At 49.7% G+C, this 16,866-nt stretch carries 16 protein-coding genes and 1 tRNA gene; 3 read left to right on the forward strand and 14 right to left on the reverse strand.

Annotation, left to right across the window (positions count from 1 at the left end; genetic code table 11):
- Positions 1–135: 135 nt before the first annotated feature.
- The 6 genes from trpA to sppA all read right to left on the reverse strand — a co-directional run bounded on the left by trpA (position 136) and on the right by sppA (position 4,657).
- Entirely contained in the window at positions 136–960 is an 825-nt protein-coding gene (trpA, locus tag QQL65_RS07005; protein WP_284363100.1) for a tryptophan synthase subunit alpha, read from the reverse strand.
- A 45-nt stretch (positions 961–1,005) separates the two neighbouring features.
- Complete coding sequence (gene trpB, locus QQL65_RS07010; protein ID WP_284363102.1) at positions 1,006–2,226, reverse strand: tryptophan synthase subunit beta; 1,221 nt, start codon at positions 2,224–2,226, stop codon at positions 1,006–1,008.
- A 24-nt stretch (positions 2,227–2,250) separates the two neighbouring features.
- Positions 2,251–2,895, reverse strand: a complete 645-nt coding sequence (locus QQL65_RS07015) for a phosphoribosylanthranilate isomerase (RefSeq protein ID WP_284363105.1) — start codon at positions 2,893–2,895, stop codon at positions 2,251–2,253.
- An 86-nt stretch (positions 2,896–2,981) separates the two neighbouring features.
- A complete protein-coding gene (locus tag QQL65_RS07020; protein ID WP_284363108.1) occupies positions 2,982–3,326 on the reverse strand; it encodes a LapA family protein in 345 nt (114 codons plus the stop codon).
- A gap of 56 nt (positions 3,327–3,382) precedes the next feature.
- Entirely contained in the window at positions 3,383–3,661 is a 279-nt protein-coding gene (locus QQL65_RS07025) for an integration host factor subunit beta (RefSeq protein WP_269393143.1), read from the reverse strand.
- A gap of 48 nt (positions 3,662–3,709) precedes the next feature.
- Positions 3,710–4,657 carry a signal peptide peptidase SppA gene (gene sppA, locus QQL65_RS07030; RefSeq protein WP_284363113.1) on the reverse strand — a complete coding sequence of 316 codons (948 nt, stop codon included), beginning with the start codon at positions 4,655–4,657 and terminating at the stop codon, positions 3,710–3,712.
- A gap of 126 nt (positions 4,658–4,783) precedes the next feature.
- On the opposite strand from sppA, the gene QQL65_RS07035 reads away from it, so the two are divergent.
- Positions 4,784–5,563 carry a phosphotransferase gene (locus tag QQL65_RS07035; protein ID WP_284363114.1) on the forward strand — a complete coding sequence of 260 codons (780 nt, stop codon included), beginning with the start codon at positions 4,784–4,786 and terminating at the stop codon, positions 5,561–5,563.
- A 57-nt stretch (positions 5,564–5,620) separates the two neighbouring features.
- Here the strand turns inward: QQL65_RS07035 and rpsA are convergent, their stop codons facing one another.
- The 3 genes from rpsA to aroA all read right to left on the reverse strand — a co-directional run bounded on the left by rpsA (position 5,621) and on the right by aroA (position 9,535).
- Positions 5,621–7,318, reverse strand: a complete 1,698-nt coding sequence (gene rpsA / locus QQL65_RS07040) for a 30S ribosomal protein S1 (RefSeq protein ID WP_284363115.1) — start codon at positions 7,316–7,318, stop codon at positions 5,621–5,623.
- 230 nt (positions 7,319–7,548) lie between these two features.
- Positions 7,549–8,172: a (d)CMP kinase gene (gene cmk, locus QQL65_RS07045; RefSeq protein WP_284363117.1), complete on the reverse strand. Its 624-nt coding sequence runs from the start codon at positions 8,170–8,172 to the stop codon at positions 7,549–7,551.
- 13 nt (positions 8,173–8,185) lie between these two features.
- Positions 8,186–9,535: a 3-phosphoshikimate 1-carboxyvinyltransferase gene (gene aroA, locus QQL65_RS07050; protein ID WP_284363118.1), complete on the reverse strand. Its 1,350-nt coding sequence runs from the start codon at positions 9,533–9,535 to the stop codon at positions 8,186–8,188.
- Positions 9,536–9,714: 179 nt separating this feature from the next.
- Between aroA and QQL65_RS07055 the strand changes: the two genes are divergently transcribed.
- The gene (locus QQL65_RS07055) at positions 9,715–10,116 is read left to right on the forward strand and encodes a TIGR02300 family protein (protein WP_284363119.1); all 402 of its coding nucleotides are present in this window, start codon (positions 9,715–9,717) and stop codon (positions 10,114–10,116) included.
- Positions 10,117–10,218: 102 nt separating this feature from the next.
- Positions 10,219–10,294: transfer RNA gene (locus QQL65_RS07060), tRNA-Ala, on the forward strand.
- Between the two features lie 159 nt (positions 10,295–10,453).
- Here the strand turns inward: QQL65_RS07060 and QQL65_RS07065 are convergent.
- The 5 genes from QQL65_RS07065 to QQL65_RS07085 all read right to left on the reverse strand — a co-directional run bounded on the left by QQL65_RS07065 (position 10,454) and on the right by QQL65_RS07085 (position 16,718).
- Positions 10,454–12,277, reverse strand: a complete 1,824-nt coding sequence (locus QQL65_RS07065) for a flotillin family protein (RefSeq protein WP_284363120.1) — start codon at positions 12,275–12,277, stop codon at positions 10,454–10,456.
- A gap of 74 nt (positions 12,278–12,351) precedes the next feature.
- Positions 12,352–13,020 carry a YqiJ family protein gene (locus QQL65_RS07070; protein ID WP_284363121.1) on the reverse strand — a complete coding sequence of 223 codons (669 nt, stop codon included), beginning with the start codon at positions 13,018–13,020 and terminating at the stop codon, positions 12,352–12,354.
- 14 nt (positions 13,021–13,034) lie between these two features.
- Positions 13,035–13,733: a PspA/IM30 family protein gene (locus QQL65_RS07075; protein WP_284363122.1), complete on the reverse strand. Its 699-nt coding sequence runs from the start codon at positions 13,731–13,733 to the stop codon at positions 13,035–13,037.
- Positions 13,726–14,247, reverse strand: a complete 522-nt coding sequence (locus QQL65_RS07080; protein ID WP_284363123.1) for a hypothetical protein — start codon at positions 14,245–14,247, stop codon at positions 13,726–13,728. Before QQL65_RS07080 ends, QQL65_RS07075 begins: the two co-directional genes overlap by 8 nt.
- 119 nt (positions 14,248–14,366) lie before the next feature.
- Positions 14,367–16,718, reverse strand: a complete 2,352-nt coding sequence (locus QQL65_RS07085) for a methyl-accepting chemotaxis protein (protein WP_284363125.1) — start codon at positions 16,716–16,718, stop codon at positions 14,367–14,369.
- Between the last annotated feature and the right edge of the window lie 148 nt (positions 16,719–16,866).

Raw genomic sequence — 16,866 nt, forward strand, 5'->3', positions numbered from 1 at the left:
AAGTTTTAGTCGCGCATGCATAGTCTTTTGTCCATTATACTGCAACTCCACATTCTTGGCGAGGCAGCTTTTTGACCGCATGTCGCACATCTTTTTGATGCGCATCAGCCAAATATAGTCAAGAATTCGCCTTTTTTAAGATCGTGCAGCCCGCACGCCCTTGGCAATGTCTGCCACCAATTCATGGACGGCACGTGCCGTATTGGCCGTGGCTTTACCATTTTCCAAGCTTTTTTCTACCGCTTGCACCAAGGCTGAGCCCACAACAACACCATCTGCATCCGCGCCGATACGTTTTGCATCGTCTGCTGTTTTAATACCAAAGCCCACGCATACAGGCAGGTCGGTATGGTTTTTGATGCGGGTCACTTGATCGGCAATATCGGTAGGGTTTGACAGGGCTGAGCCGGTAACTCCTGTCATTGACACATAGTAGACAAAGCCTGACGTGTTGCTCAGCACAGTGGGCAGGCGTGCATCGTCTGTGGTCGGTGCGGCCAGTCGGATGAAATTGAGGCCTTTCGCGATAGCCGGCAGGCAAAACTCTTCATCTTCTTCTGGTGGCAGGTCCACAATAATGAAACCATCAACGCCAGCATCCAATGCGTCTTTGATGAATTTATCAACGCCATAAATGTAGATCGGGTTGTAGTAGCCCATCAAAACGATTGGCGTCGCATCGTCTTTTTTGCGAAAATTTTTCACCAGAGTGAGGGTCTTGACCATGTCTTGACCCGCTTCAAGCGCGCGTTGACCTGCTGCTTGAATGGCTGGACCATCCGCCATAGGGTCAGAAAACGGCATGCCGATTTCAATCACATCAGCGCCAGCGCCCGGCAATCCATCAACAATTTGTTGCGCGGTTTCAAGGTCCGGGTCGCCTGCCATCACAAAGGTCACAAATGCAGGGCGGTTCTCTGCTTTTAGTGCTGCAAACCGTGCGTCCATTCGTTGTGTCATAATTCAAAGTCCTCAACTGGCGATCAAGCGCCGAAAAAGTGTCGGTTAGTCGCTATTAAGGTCAACGCCCAAATGCTTGGCAGCGGTGAACACATCTTTGTCGCCACGGCCACAAAGGTTCATCACGATGATTTGGTCTTTGTCCATTGTTGGCGCGCGCTTCACCACTTCAGCCAAAGCGTGAGATGGCTCAAGCGCTGGAATAATGCCTTCAAGACGTGTGAGCAATTGGAACGCTGCCAGTGCTTCTTCATCATTGATCGGCACATATTCAACACGGCCACTATCTTTCAAGAACGAGTGTTCCGGCCCAATGCCTGGATAATCAAGGCCAGCGGAAATTGATGCGCCTTCGTCAATTTGACCATCATAGTTTTGCAGCAAGTAAGTACGGTTGCCGTGCAACACGCCTGGGCTTCCCGCAGTCAGTGATGCGCAGTGTTCGTCTGTGTCCAAACCTTTACCACCGGCTTCAACACCAACAATACGCACATCGCGATCATCAAGGAACGGGTGGAATAAGCCAATGGCGTTTGAACCGCCACCAACTGCTGCAATCAGCATATCGGGCAAACGCCCTTCGGCTTCTTGCATTTGCTCTTTGGTTTCTTGGCCAATAATCGATTGGAAATCGCGCACCATCTCAGGATAAGGGTGCGGCCCAGCCGCGGTGCCAATCAAATAGTAAGTGTCGTCGACATTGGTCACCCAATCGCGCAACGCTTCATTCATTGAATCTTTCAGCGTGCCCTGCCCTGCGGTCACCGGGATAATCTCAGCACCCAGCAACTTCATCCGGAATACGTTTGGCGCCTGGCGCTCCACGTCTTTTGCGCCCATATAGATGGTGCAAGGGAAGCCAAATCGTGCGCACACAGTTGCTGTCGCAACGCCATGTTGGCCAGCACCAGTTTCAGCGATAATGCGTGGCTTTCCCATGCGTTTGGCCAGCAAGATTTGGCCAATACAATTGTTGATCTTGTGCGAACCAGTGTGGTTAAGCTCGTCGCGTTTGAAATAAATCTTTGCGCCGCCCAAATGTTCGGTCATGCGTTCAGCATAATAGAGCGGAGAGGGTCGGCCCACATAATGCTTGAGCAAATAGTCAAACTCTTCTTTGAATGCTGGATCGGCTTTTGCCGCCTTATACGCTTCATCCAATTCAAGGATCAGCGGCATCAAAGTTTCAGCAACAAATCGACCGCCGAAATGCCCAAAGCGTCCGCGTTCGTCCGGACCCATTCTCAAACTGTTTTCACCAGACATTTCTTGTCGCTCCTGATTTGTAGTTCATACGCTGGCAATGGTTGCCTGCGAGATGAACCGGCGGATTTTCTCCGCGTCTTTTTCGCCTTTGGCGCGTTCCACGCCTGAAGATACGTCGATGGCCGCAGGTTGGACTTGTTTAACCGCATCTGCCACATTTTCAACATTTAGCCCACCGGAAAGCATGAAGCGCAGGTTGGGGTCAAGCGCTTTGAGGATGGACCAGTCAAATACCTCGCCATTGCCGCCCGGTCGCGTTGCATCTTTCGGTGGTTTGGCATCCAAAAGCACCCAATCCACAAGTGGATGATATTGACCAACCGCTGCCAAGTCTTCAAAATCACCCACAGGCAGCGCTTTAATCAAACGTGCATGTGCTTTTTCTTTGATTTCATTGACACGATCAACGCTCTCGCTGCCATGCAGCTGAATATAGTGTGGGCGCAACTGGTCATATTGTGAAATCATTTCGTCGGTCGGATTCACCGTTAGAATGACGGATTGTGCGCGCGCGCCAACATAGTTGATCAACTCGCCAATCGCATCTAATTCCAAATGCCGCGGGCTCTTAGCAAAATGCACAAACCCGATCAAATCGGCACCTGCATTGATCGCGGTGTCGACCATCTCTTTGGACTTCAAGCCGCAAATCTTGATCTGAAGTTGCATTGTCATTCTGCCTTTATGCCACATGCACATCAAAGCTGATCTCGCCATCCCAGGCAATCAGCTTCGTGTTCATCAAAGAGCGTTTCTTAGGTGCGGTCGGTTTCCAACAGTGCCAGCGGATCTTCCGTCTTCGCTGCTGGTTGAGGTTTGGGTTCGCTTTGCTGTTTGTTCAACTCGCGCCGCAATTGTCGTTCCGCTTTACGGTGTTTGCCTTGACTAAACCAACCGCCAACGCCGCCAAGAATGACCCCACACAACAACGCCACATAAATAACCACAAAAAGCGGTAGCTCTACGGGTCCCCAAAATGGCGTCTGCGGTGCAATTGGGTCAATGCCAACTTGAACAATATGTCGGTTTGCCAATGCAAAAACCGCCAGCAGTAAGCCAAGCGGTATCAATACAAACCACATCACCATGCGTTTGATCATCTTATATTCCTAGCGGTAAGGGCGCTTGCAAAACAAGCGCCGAGCAAGTGGCAAAACTACTTGTTCAGCCGCTCGCGGATTTCTTTGCCGGCTTTAAATTGCGGCACAAATTTTTCTTCAACTTCCACCTTCTCACCGGTGCGTGGGTTGCGACCTACGCGGGCAGGGCGGTTCTTAACTGAGAATGCGCCAAAGCCGCGCAATTCAGCGCGTCCGCCTTCGGCCAATGCATCACCAATTTCATCAATAATCGTATTTACAATATTCTCAACGTCCCGTTGAAACAGGTGCGGATTTTCATCTGCGAGTTGCTGAATAAGTTCCGATTTAATCACTTGGGCCTCCCAAAAATCACTAATTCACTGTTACACCACGGGAATTAGCTATTTGGTAGGTTGCCAAACTGACACGAGACCGTCAAGCGTTGTTACGCTTTTTAACCCTGATCCCAAAATATTCGTCGCACTTGAGCCTAAAAGGTCTAACGCTTTTTCCCAATCGCTCTCAGGCAGTGGGAAGTAAGTGCGCACTTTCTGCTCGTCAATGTCATGGGTGTCTTTGAGCCAATCAATCGCGTTTGTCTCATCGCCAATCGCATCAATCAGTTTTTCATCCAGCGCCTGACGGCCCGTCAGAACGCGGCCATCGGCCAAGCGCAACACATCTGAACGGTCCAACTCGCGTCGATCAGCAACAATGTCGACAAACCAATCGTAGGAATCATCAACCAAAGACTGGTAGCTGGCACGCACATCATCAGCCATTGGCTCATCAATGTCTGGCTCGGCCTTCAATGGACCGGTTGATACCTTGTCATAATCAAGCCCGATGGTCTCAAACAGTTTTGAAGCATCCAAATGCATCACCAAAACGCCAATCGAACCAACGATGGACAAACGACGTGCATAAATCCGGTCTGAACCAACTGCCGTCATATAGGCTGCGGAGGCGCCGAGTTCATTGATCACTGAAACAACGGGTTTCGCCTCGCGCAAACGCATCAGGCCTTCATATAGTTCCTCGCCGCCAGCAGTGGTGCCACCCGGGCTGTTGATTTGTACGATGACCGCCGAGATGTTCTCGTCTTTCGCTAAATCATGCAAGATCGCGCGTCGCGTTGGGTCCGAGGCGATTGTGCCGTCAATCACCACTCGCGCTATATGGTTCTCTTTGACCGGCTCGGAAAAACCGCCCAGCGCCTTGCCAAGCACGGCAATCACCGCAATTGCGATCGCCACAAAAGCGACAAACCGCCAATTGCGACGTGATCTCCGCATTTGGCGCTGGGCCATCACACTGTCAATCTGCTCGGTTTGGGAAGAGTTACTCACCGTTGCGGCTCCGTATTCGCAAAAAATCACTCAGCAAAGTCCTAGTGATAAACAATTGGCTTGGCAAGGCGAGCAAGCCAATCTCTAATGTCATTTTGCACCCATTATCTGTTAGAAGGAACGCCGATGGCACAAGACGAAATTGCGCTTTCTGGCGGCAACACCAATCAAGTTGGGCGTATTGGCAATGTTGTCCATCGTCATCCCATGAAGGGATCAAGAGCTGTCGAAGCCCTATTGCTGGAGCTGCAAAGGAAGGGGTTTAAGTACGCGCCGCACTTTTTGGGTCGTAATGATAGCGGGCGTGAAATGCTTTCATATATTGAAGGAGAAGATGCGCTGGTCGGACAAACCTTTTTGTCTCAGCCCATTTTACTGCAAGCGGTGGAAGCGCTGCAGCTCTTCCACGACCTTTCGGCACAGCTTCTGGTTGCCGAGCATGATTGGCAATTTTCCTATCCCGATCAAGCACGCCATCAAACCATCTGCCACAATGATTTTGGCCCCTACAATTTAATCGTCAAGAATGGCCAGCTGGCTGGCATAATTGACTACGATCTTTGCGGTCCTGGCCCGCGAATTCGCGACATTGCCTACTTGGCCTATTGGCTGACACCATTGTCATTCGCGGCGGATGATCTGGTTGAATTTACCAATGCCGAATTGGCAGCTGGGTGTCCAAGACTGCATTTGATCTGCGACACATACGGGGGCATCGACATCCAAGAGCTTCTTGCAATGGTTGCCGAGGTGCTCAGTTTTATGAGCAGCTTTGAAGAAATGTTCAAACTACTTGGTGAAAAGACAGCGATTAAGCTCAAGGATGAAGGGCACTTACGTCATTGGCAAATTGAAGCGCGGGCTTTCGTTGAAAATCAAGCGCGTATACTTGACGCTTTCCAATAAAAAACCGCCCGACAAAACTGCCGGGCGGTCCGAATTTTTCAACAAAGCAAATGTTGCTTAGTCGTTAGGTGTGTTCTGCTGCAAAGCTGCACCAAGAATATCGCCAAGTGAAGCGCCAGAATCTGTTGAACCATACTGGGCCACAGCTTCTTTCTCTTCTGCGATTTCAAGGGCTTTAATTGACAATGTGATGCGACGAGTTTTCTTGTCGAACTGGATCACACGCGCGTCAACCTTGTCACCAACTGCGAAACGCTCAGGGCGCTGCTCAGAACGGTCACGGCTTAGGTCGTTGCGTTTAATGAATGCCAACTGGTCGCCTTCAGCCAACTGAACTTCAATGCCGCCATCGTTCACTTGCGTTACAGTTGTTGTAACGATTGAACCTTTGCGCATGCCGTCAGTTGCTTCAGCAAATGGGTCGCCTGAAAGTTGCTTGATGCCCAAAGAAACACGCTCTTTGTCAATATCAACATCCAGAACAACAGCTTTCACCATGTCACCGCGATTGTAGTCTTCCAAAGCTTCTTCGCCCTGGCGGTTCCAATCAAGGTCAGACAAGTGAACCATGCCATCAACATCGTCTTCAAGGCCAATGAACAAACCAAATTCAGTTTTGTTCTTAACTTCGCCTTCAACTTCAGTACCTTGTGGGTACTTAGCTGCGAATGCTTCCCAAGGATTGTCTAGGCACTGCTTGAGGCCAAGAGAAATACGACGCTTCTCTGGATCAACTTCAAGAACCTTAACTTCAACTTCTTGCGAAGTAGAAACGATCTTACCTGGGTGAACGTTCTTCTTGGTCCAGCTCATTTCTGAAACGTGGATCAAACCTTCAATGCCTGGCTCAAGTTCAACAAATGCACCGTAATCGGTGATGTTTGTGATGCGGCCAGTAAAGCGGCTTTCAAGTGGGTACTTCTGACCAATTGTTTCCCAAGGATCAGCTTCAAGCTGCTTCATGCCAAGTGAAATACGGTGTGTTTCCATATTCACGCGGATGATTTGAACCTTGATGGTCTCACCAATTGTAAGAACTTCTGAAGGGTGGTTGACGCGACGCCATGCAATGTCAGTGACGTGCAACAAGCCATCAATGCCGCCCAAGTCAACAAAGGCACCGTAGTCAGTGATGTTCTTAACAACACCATCAACAACTTGACCTTCTTCCAACTTGCCAACAATTTCAGAACGCTGCTCTGCACGGCTCTCTTCCAATACAGCACGACGAGAAACAACGATGTTGCCGCGGCGCTTGTCCATTTTCAGGATTTGGAATGGCTGTGAGATGTTCATCAAAGGTGCGATATCGCGGATTGGGCGAATATCTACCTGAGAACGTGGCAAGAACGCTGTTGCGCCATCAAGGTCAACAGTGAAGCCACCTTTAACTTGGTTAAAGATGATGCCATCAACACGTTCGTTTTTGTTGAAGAGTTCTTCAAGACGAACCCAGCTCTCTTCGCGGCGAGCTTTCTCGCGTGAAAGAACCGCTTCGCCCATCGCGTTTTCAACGCGATCAACATAAACTTCTACTTCAGAGCCGACTTCAAGCGTGCCGTCACGGCCAGCTGCGCCAAACTCTTTCAAAGGCACGCGGCCTTCTGTTTTTAGACCCACGTCGATTACTGCGAGATCTTTTTCAATCGCAACAATTTTGCCTTTTACAACGTGGCCTTCTGCAGGTTCATTAACCTCAAAGCTTTCGAACAATAGTGCTTCGAAATCTTCCATCGTGACAGCAGTGTCTGTCATGCGTACTCCGATCGTCGTGCCGTATTTTGTTTTGTGTTTCAAAAAGCATCAAATACCAAATGCGCTTAACCCCGATTGTTGAAACCAACAAATCCGGCACGTAAAGGGTCCGCATTCAACGTCTGATACACCGATTTATCCAAGAACAGTTGAGCCTAAATGCCTCATTCTTGTTTGCTTCTGGCGCTCAAAGGAAAAAGACATGGATTAAGCATCAAAGATGCTGGTCTTTATCCAGTAACGCGCTCAACAATATCAAGAGCCGCTTGGAACGCCGCTTCTATACTCAATTTTGACGTATCTAGCAAGTGGGCATCCGCCGCTTGAAAAAAAGCACCTGCGGGGTTTTCCCGGTCGTCCTTGTCGCGCTTTTCAATCTGTTCAAGAATGCCATCATAAGTCACATCCAAGCCCCGAGTCAAAAGCTGCTCGGTGCGTCGGCGTGCACGCGTGTCTGCATTCGCGGTAATGAATAATTTCACATCGGCTTGCGGGCATATTCGGGTGCCAATATCGCGGCCATCCAATATCGCCCCGCCATCTCGCTCCATGAACTCTCGTTGCAAGCGATTAAGCGCTTTGCGCACCTCAGGAATTTGCGCCACTTTTGAAGCGGCAAGGCCCACTTCTGCGGTGGAGAGTGCCTCTTCATCTAGATTGCCTGTATCAAGGCTCATTGCCACATCAATGGCGCGAGATTCAAAGTTGGCATCGGCTTCTCGTCCCATCATTTGTTGGCCGACGCCGCGATATAGGAGCCCCGTGTCAAGGTGTGATAAGCCGTAATGGGCTGCCAAACGTTTGGCAATTGTGCCTTTTCCAGAAGCAGCAGGCCCATCAACGGCTATCAACATCTCTCAACGATCCTTAATTGTTCGGACGACCAAACTCAGCGCCAAGGCGCGTCATTTCAGGTGTAAAGGTGGGGAAGCTCGTCGCAATCATAGTACTATCGTCAATCGAGACATCTTTTTGCGCGGCCATGCCCATCACCAAAAAGCACATGGCGATGCGGTGATCTAAGTGAGTTTTCACCCGTCCACCACCTTCAACTTTGCCCGAGCCACCTTCAACGGTTAGGAAGTCCTCGCCTTCAATACATTCAACGCCGTTGGCTTTTAAGCCATCAGCAACGGCGGACAAACGATCACTTTCCTTCACCCGCAACTCTTCAATGCCAGGCATGTAGGTTGCCCCTTCCGCAAATGCGGCTGCAACTGCCAGCACCGGATATTCATCAATCATTGAAGCTGCGCGTTCTGGTGGAACGGTGACGCCTTTAAGTTCGGAATATTTCACGCGAATATCAGCGATATCTTCGCCACCGGAAACCCGTTCATTGAGAACTTCAATGTTGCCACCCATTTCTTGCAAGGTGATTAGCAAACCGGTGCGGGTAGGGTTCATCAGGACATTTTCAATGGTGACGTCAGAACCCGGCACAATCAGTGCTGCAACCATCGGAAACGCCGCCGAGCTTGGATCGCCGGGCACTTGCACTTCTTGGCCACGCAAGTCTGGTAGACCCTCAACCTCGATGGTGCGTTGACCATCCGCGGCGGTTGTCACTTGCACATGCGCGCCGAAACCGGTCAGCATTTTTTCCGTATGGTCGCGGGTGAAAATATCCTCAATTACCGTTGTAATCCCAGGAATGATCAAACCCGCGAGCATGATGCAGCTTTTAACCTGTGCTGACGCAACTGGCGTGTGATAGGTGATTGGAACGGGCATGGAAGGTCCGCGCAATGCGACGGGCAATTTGCCGTCATTGTGCTCAAGCACTTGCACGCCGATTGACTTTAACGGTTCAAGCACGCGGCCCATTGGTCGTGAGCAAAGCGAAGCGTCACCAGTATATCGCGACACAAAATCATAAGTGCCAACAAGGCCCATGGCCAGACGTACACCTGTCCCTGCATTGCCAAAATCAAGCGGGTCGTTCGGCTCCAAAAAGCCACCGACACCCACGCCGTTCACGTGCCAATGTTCGCCACGTTTTTCGATTTTTGCTCCAAGCTGGCTCATTGCACGGCCAGTGGCCAGCACATCTTCGCCTTCCAGCAAGCCAGAAATTACGGTTTCACCCACCGCCATGGCGCCAAACATCAAAGCGCGGTGAGAAATTGACTTATCGCCAGGCATGGCAATAGAGCCCTTAAGCCCGTTCGACCGCATTGCTGCCAATGGGGTGGGGCTAGAAAGTTGGTTAGACATGTAAAAGTTGTTTTCTTAGGTTGTTTGATGTTGCGCGAGCGCATCTAACACGCAAAATTACACCTCGACAATGGTTGGAACGGCTTGTTTGACGTTTTTTGCAATTTTGCATTTGACAGAGCGGGGATCGTTACGTACCCAACCTGCCAACAAATTAAGTTTTCAACGAGGTAAGAATAGTGGCCAAAGCAGACCGCGGAACCAAGCGCCAGTGCCAAAGCTGTGCGACCAAATTTTACGATTTGAACAGAGATCCTATTCTGTGCCCAAGCTGTGGCGCTGAATTTAAACTTGTCGTAGCTGACGCACCAGAAATCAAAGAAGAAAAAGTCGTCGCAGAGGTTGCCACAGATGAAGTGGAAACTGATGCAGCGGCAGTTGTTGCAGGCGCTGAAGTCATTTCACTCGACGACGCAGAAGATGACGAAGAAGATGATGTGATCGACAATCTCCCGGACGTTGATCTGGATGATGATGACGAGCCAATTTCTTCTGAGGATGACAACACATTCCTTGAGACTGACGACGACGATGATGAAATCGGTTTGGACATTCCGGTCGAAAAAGACGAAGATCTATAAAATTTGTTTGGGGCGCAAATTCCCTCTTGCAACACAATCGCGTTGTGACTAATTTGCGCCACCATAACCCAAGGTGATTTGACCACGTTGATCACCTTTTGTGGGGCCATAGCTCAGCTGGGAGAGCGCTTCGCTGGCAGCGAAGAGGTCGTCGGTTCGATCCCGTCTGGCTCCACCAATAACCTTCCGCATCGTTTATCGTACCAATTTGCTAGACCAAAACATTTGGCAATTTGCTTGCTGCTGCAGACAAAAAAGCGAGCCACAAAGGCTCGCTTCAGTGATTGTCCTAATATCTCCAACATCGGCTGCTGTTGGAGATAGGGTAAGCGGTCAACTATCCATTCTTTTTGGGTGATTTTGTCGCCCCATTTGGTTTTTGGGTCTTGCTGCTCGCAATCACTTCGGGTGCTGGTGTCGGCAGTTCGGCTTCAATAGAAGCGTTGCCTTTTGTTTTAGAAACGAGCTCGTCCACCACATTGGTCAGCCCATTGATGTCACCACCTTCAAGGCCCACTTCCTTTAGCAAACTGTCCAAAAGTGGCGCCTGGGCGCGATAGCGCAAGGCACTGTTGACGACTTGGTCTGCTAGGTTCCCACCGTTCGCTGGAACACCAGTTTCTGCTCCACTCGCTTCACCGTTCCCCATGAGGCCGCCGACTTGAACAATCTTGATGCCTTCGATGGCTTCCATCGGCTTGGCGCTTTCGCGGATAATTTGCTCGAGGTTCTCGATCAACTGTAATTTCACGCGCATGGATATCTGTTCGTCCGATAGCAAGTTTGCAGCTTCGTTTAGTGCACGATTGCCTGACGCTTCTACGGCGTACCTGATCTCAGATGCAGCAGCTTTTACTTTTTCTGCCTCTGCATCAGCGTTGGCGGTGATGGTGATGCGATCCGCTTCACCGCGGGCTTCTTCACGAATAGCTTCTGCATTGTCTGCTGCGGCAACCTTTTGCGCTTCTGCGACAACCTTTAGGCTGATTGCATCACGTTCTGCCTCTTTTGCCGCTTCAATCAACTCGATTTGTTTCTGACGTTCAGCAATTTCACGTTGGCGAGCTGTTGCCACGCGCTCTTCCGCTTCAGCAGCCTTTGCCCGTGCTTCATCAGCCAAAGCTTCTGCGACAGATTGTTCTTTGGATTTTTCAGCGATCGCAATCTGACGATCTTGCGAGGCGATTTCAACAGTCTTTTGCTTGTCGATATCTTGTGTCTCAATCAACCGCTCTTTTTGAATGCGCTCTTCTTCAATTGCGCGCTCGGAAACGATTTCAGCTTGCTTGATTTGTTGCTGGGCTTCAATTCGGGCGCGCTCGGCGTCCTTTTGCTTCTGAGCTTGCTCGGTGGCAATTTCCGCAGCCTGCTGCGCACGTCTAACTTCGATTTCACGTTCTTGCTGGAGGCGGGCATATTCTTCTTCTTTGCTCAGCTCGAACTTCTGGCGAGATGCCTCCAGGTTCTTGTTCTGAATTTGCACTGCCGTATCTTGCTCAATGTCGTTTCGGATCTTCTTGCGGCTCTCAATTTCTTCGGTGAGGCGCGTTAAACCTTCAGCATCGAACGCGTTGTTGGGATTAAAATAGTCCATTCCTGTTTGATCGAGCCCGGTGAGCGAAACGGATTCCAACTCTAGGCCGTTCTTAAGTAGATCTTCAGACACCACTTGTTGTACTTTTTGGACGAAATCGACACGCTGTTCGTGCAATTCCTCCATGCTCATTTCCGCAGCGACAGAGCGCAACGCATCGACAAATTTACCTTCAACCAACACCCGCAATTCGTCAGGGCGCATGGTGCGCGAACCTAGCGTTTGCGCCGCATTCGCGATTGACTCAACAGTTGGCTGGACGCGGACGTAAAACTCTGCGACGACGTCAACGCGCATCCGGTCCCGCGTAATCAGTGCTTGGTCTTCTGCCCGTTGTACAGGTAGGCGTAGCGTATTCATGTTGACCGCTATAATTTCGTGCAGAACTGGAAATACCAATGCGCCGCCGTTCATAATGACTTTTTGACCGCCAAAACCGGTGCGGACAAAAGAAATTTCCTTTGATGCGCGTTGGTATAGCCGCGAGAAAATGATGCCGATTGTCAGCAGTGCAACTACGATTATGCCGGCAGAAATGAGGATGTTGATCAGTCCTATGTTGAACATATTGCTTCCCTAACTAATGTTTTAAACTATTGTTTGCGCTTGGCGCCAAAGTGCGCGCAAATGTTGTAATAAGGCTAGCCAGTGCCAAGGCTGCTGTTTTTTGGGTGGATTGCGAAGAATAGGTTGGCGTCGCTGCGTACCAGCAACACATCTTCGCCCTGCTTGAAAATGTCATCGATTATGTCAGGTTCCACCATTATGTAATGGAGCTTGCCGTGTTCATCGCGTACTTTGGCCTGGGCTGGAGAGCCCTTTGCGGACACGCCTAGGGTGATTTTTGCCATGCGCCCAACAAAGCTCATCTTTGAAACAGCATCGGTCTCGTCTTTAGGTAGGATTTGTCCCAATACGCCACCAAAGAAACGAACAATCGGCATCGACACCATAAAGGCAGGTATGATTGCAGCAAGTGCTGGCAGGTACAACCCAAACAGATCAAGCGCGGTCTTTTGAACAGCAAATCCTGCGAGACTGAAAGCGGTTAAGAAAACCACGAACAATACAAGCATCGGCACTTCGCCAACTCTGAGCCAAGACAGTAAGCGACCCAAGACACCCGGTGATTCTAGATCACCTCCATCTGCATCCAAGTCAAAGTCTACGTCTGGAAAAAGTGCGCCAAACATGTTCGAAATGCCAGCGCCAAACAGCGAGCCCACGCCTTCAAGAAAGGCGATGATGAGCATCACCGCCAGCGCCGTGCTAAATGGCAAGTTTGCAGGGGACAGCACAAATTCGATCATATACGTGCCCTTTCTTAAGCGTCACCCGCGCTTCGATTTTTCAAATCGTCGAGACGTTTCTTGATCAGACTGTCTCTGCTTAGCTTTTCAAGTTCAGCAATCTTGGCGGCATCAGCATTTACTTGGCCAGTCGCAAGCGAGACACCAGTTTGTTTTTCAATTATGCGGTCAAATGCAGATCCTGCATCATCAACCTTTCGTGCCACGTTACTGGCAACGTTGATTTGTGAACCGCTCGCATTGTTGTCGAGGTTGATCGTCGCTTGGCTTTTGCGGGCCACTTTTTGCGCCTTCAATACATCTTCCATTTCCCGTTTTTTAGCTTGAAGTGCAGCGATATAGCCCTCAAGCTCCTTTTGCTGCTCTGAACTGTCACGAATGGTCTGTTCAAGCACTGGAATTTGTGCCTCGATGTCCAGTTGTCCCGAGATGGCAGCTTCAGCAAGATCCTCGCGGTTTTGAGAAATGGCTAACTCGATCTTGTCTGAAAGATCGGCGTGTTTTGCGTTTTTGTCTGCTAAGTGCTTGTTGGCTAGGTGGTTTCCAGCGACTACGCGACCGAGTTCGGCGCGCACTTCATCGATGGCTTCGTCGACTTCTCGTATAGCTTGTTCCATCAACAATTGTGGTGTTGCATCTTCTACAGCGTCTACCAGCGCATTCACGCTGCCACTAATGATGCGGCCAACTCGCTTCGCAATTCCTTCAGCCATTATCAGTATCCTTTTCTAGTTTTTCTATAATCATGTCTAAAAGCTCAATAAGTGGGTTGAAACCCTGCCGAACAATACCTTTCTCATAGCATGGTGCCTGAGACGTGACACCCATTCGTGCAACGGCTTCAATCAAACGAAAAGTTCGCTCAGAAATGCCATGTTCAAATTGCTCCAAAGTCATCAGATTATTTAGTAATCTGTGACGAGCAGAGAGAACAAATGCAAATGCCTCTGAAAGCCAATTTGTAAACAGCGCTAACAGCTCCGAGTGCTTTTGGTCTTCCAATTCAAGGCGACCTACTGCATCGTTCAAGCTTGCCAGTTGATCTCGTGCATTGTGTAACGCCACTTCATAGTTTTGGTCTTCACTTTGGCGCAGTCGTGCATTTGCAATGATGGCGCGAATTTTGTCGCTGGGTGTCACCGCTCCTTCAATGTTGAGTTGAGCTATGAAATCAGCATCTTCCATTGAAACGCGAACGGAAAGCGGTACAGTTTTTGGCATTGTCATCAACTTTCTGCATTTGATGTCAAATGTATGCATTTGTATTCACAATGTCAAGGCCCACAAAAAAAAGCGCCGCATTTCTGCGGCGCCTAATTCATTTTCGTAGCTTTAAAGTTGTTCGATTAGAACTCTTTCCAGTCGTCATCTGCGTCAACATCAACGGCGGCATTGCCGTTTGAGATGAAGCTTTTGGCAACACTTCGCACCTTCTCCTGAAGCCCCTTAATGCCAGTTTGAACGGGCAATTCGTCAGGCACTTCATTGTTCGCGCCAATCGGCAAGCGCGGTGTACCGCCATTTTCCGTTACAAACACATCAACGATCCGATCAAGCTCATTGGCTTGCGCTTCGGTTTGCTCAATAGCGGCATTTGTTTCTTCAACAAGTGCGGCGTTGTGTTGGGTTGTTTCGTCCATTTCACGAACAGCCATATTGATCTCTTCAATCGCTGTGGCTTGAGACTTGCTCTTCTCAGCAATAGAAACCATAGATTCATTGTTTGAGCGTGCAGCTTCAAGCATTTGCTCAAGGCTTGCTGCAGCCTGGGCCACAAGCTTGGTGCCGCCATCAACTTCGTTGCCTGATTGCTCAATAAGTGCTTTGACTTCTGAAGAGGCCTCAGCCGCTGATTGCGCTAGGCGTCGCACTTCAACGGCCACCACCGCAAAACCCTTGCCAGCTTCACCAGCACGTGCTGCTTCGACAGACGCGTTTAGCGCCAGCAAATTGGTTTGGAACGCGATATCGTCAATCATTCCAATAATGTTGGAAATCTTGCCGGAGCTTTCTGTAATGCGTTCCATCGCTGTTGTGGCTTGGCGCATTACTTCGCCGCCCTCTTCAGCGGTCATTTTTACGCGGTCAGCATTTTCGCTCGCATTGTCGGCTTCTTTGGCGTTTTCCAAAACCGTTTCGGCCAAGGATTCCATTGCCGCTGACGTTTCTTCAATAGTCGCCGCTTGGCGGGTTGTACGTTCAGACAAATCGTTCGCGCCGGCCAGAATTTCTGTAGTTGCTGTTTTGAGTGCTTTGGAGGTGTCACGCAATTGGCCAACCACATCGGTCAAGCGATCAGCAACGCGGTTCGTGTCATTCTGAAGCTGTGCAAATGCGCCCTCAAAATTACCCTCCACCCGCTTGGTCAGGTCTGTGTTTGCCAAAGCCGCCAGCACGTCACCGGTTTTCTTCAGTCCTGAATCAACAGTGGTGATCAAGTGGTTCACGCTGCGCGAAAGCTTCACCATTTCAGGGTCCGCGATATCCTCGTCAACGCGTTTAGAGAAGTCGCCTGCTGCCGCTGCGCCGACAACTTCACCAAATGAAGCTTGTAGATTTTCCATCATCTCAGCGCGTTTCGCGATTTGCTTTTGACGCGCAGCTTCTTCGGCGCCCAATTCAGCCACCTTCACGGCGTTTTCTTTAAACACAATGAGCGCACGGGTAAGGGTGCCAATTTCAGTTTTGGTGTCGTCGGCGTCAATCTCCACGTCAAGCTTGTCTTGACCAAGCTCTTCGGCAACATTTGCAAGTTTATTGAGTGGCAATGCGATTGATCGCCCAATAATCGTGCCTGCCGCAATCATGAACAATAGGGCGAAACCAATGACGCTTGAGAAGATAATCGTCGAATTGCGTTCAACAGCTGCAAGGTTCTCAACCGCATCAGTTACCCCAAGATCAGCTTCGTCGAGCAACATATCAATGTTGGGCAGCAATAGGCCATATAGCGTATCTAGGCTGCCAACTGCGGCTTCAAGTTCTTTGGACTTTGCTGCAAAGGTCTTGAACTCTGCCTGATAAGTGCCAATAAGCTCCGAAATCTCTTTCTTTTTGTCGTCGGCAAGCGGTGTCCAGTTGATCTGCATCTGAAATTCGCTCACGCGCGAATCCAAATCGCCGATATATTTCTCATCGCCGCGTATGATGAAGTCTTTTTCGTGCCGACGCATCATCAAGACTTTAATGGTCAGAACATCTAAGTTAGCACGCTGCAATTCTTCTTCTGCTGCTTTGACAGCAGAGCGCAAGTTGCCCCGAATGCCCTCATCTGCTGCAAGTCCAAGCTCAACGGTTATATCGCCGACATTTTTGAACAATGTCGTGCGCTCGCCCAGTTGCCCATCAATGCTATCTGCCAAAGCAACCATCTGCTCAGCTTTAAGATGAGTGCGCAATTCAGCGAGCTTCTCAGCAATTGCCGCTTCGTCCGATGCGACCTGCTCGAGCATTTCAAGAGAAGGGTGCAGAAGGAAGTTTTTTTCAACCGACTGCATATCCAAAACCATCGCCTTAAGCTGGTTTGCCGATCTATCGATCTGCGCAAACCGCTGTTCTTCGGTTTTCACCGATGCGGATGTGACAAGCGAATAGAAATACCCTGCGCCTAAGACTAAGAACAACAAGCCACCAGTAATGGTGAGCAACAAGATGCGTTGCGATATTTTTAAACGTGTAAGACCATTGAATTTCAACATGCGATACGACCTGAGAACTGCACTACTTGTTTCCAAGGTTAATATTGATTGCCTTACAGAACCGTAAATCGATGCCGCTAAAACCTTCAAGGAACTGAATAAATCCCGAGTGGGTGAAAATGCGTAGCAATATCAATTGCTTGTTTAG

The sequence above is a fragment of the Maritalea porphyrae genome, from assembly GCF_030159895.1.
GTDB lineage: Bacteria > Pseudomonadota > Alphaproteobacteria > Rhizobiales > Devosiaceae > Maritalea > Maritalea porphyrae.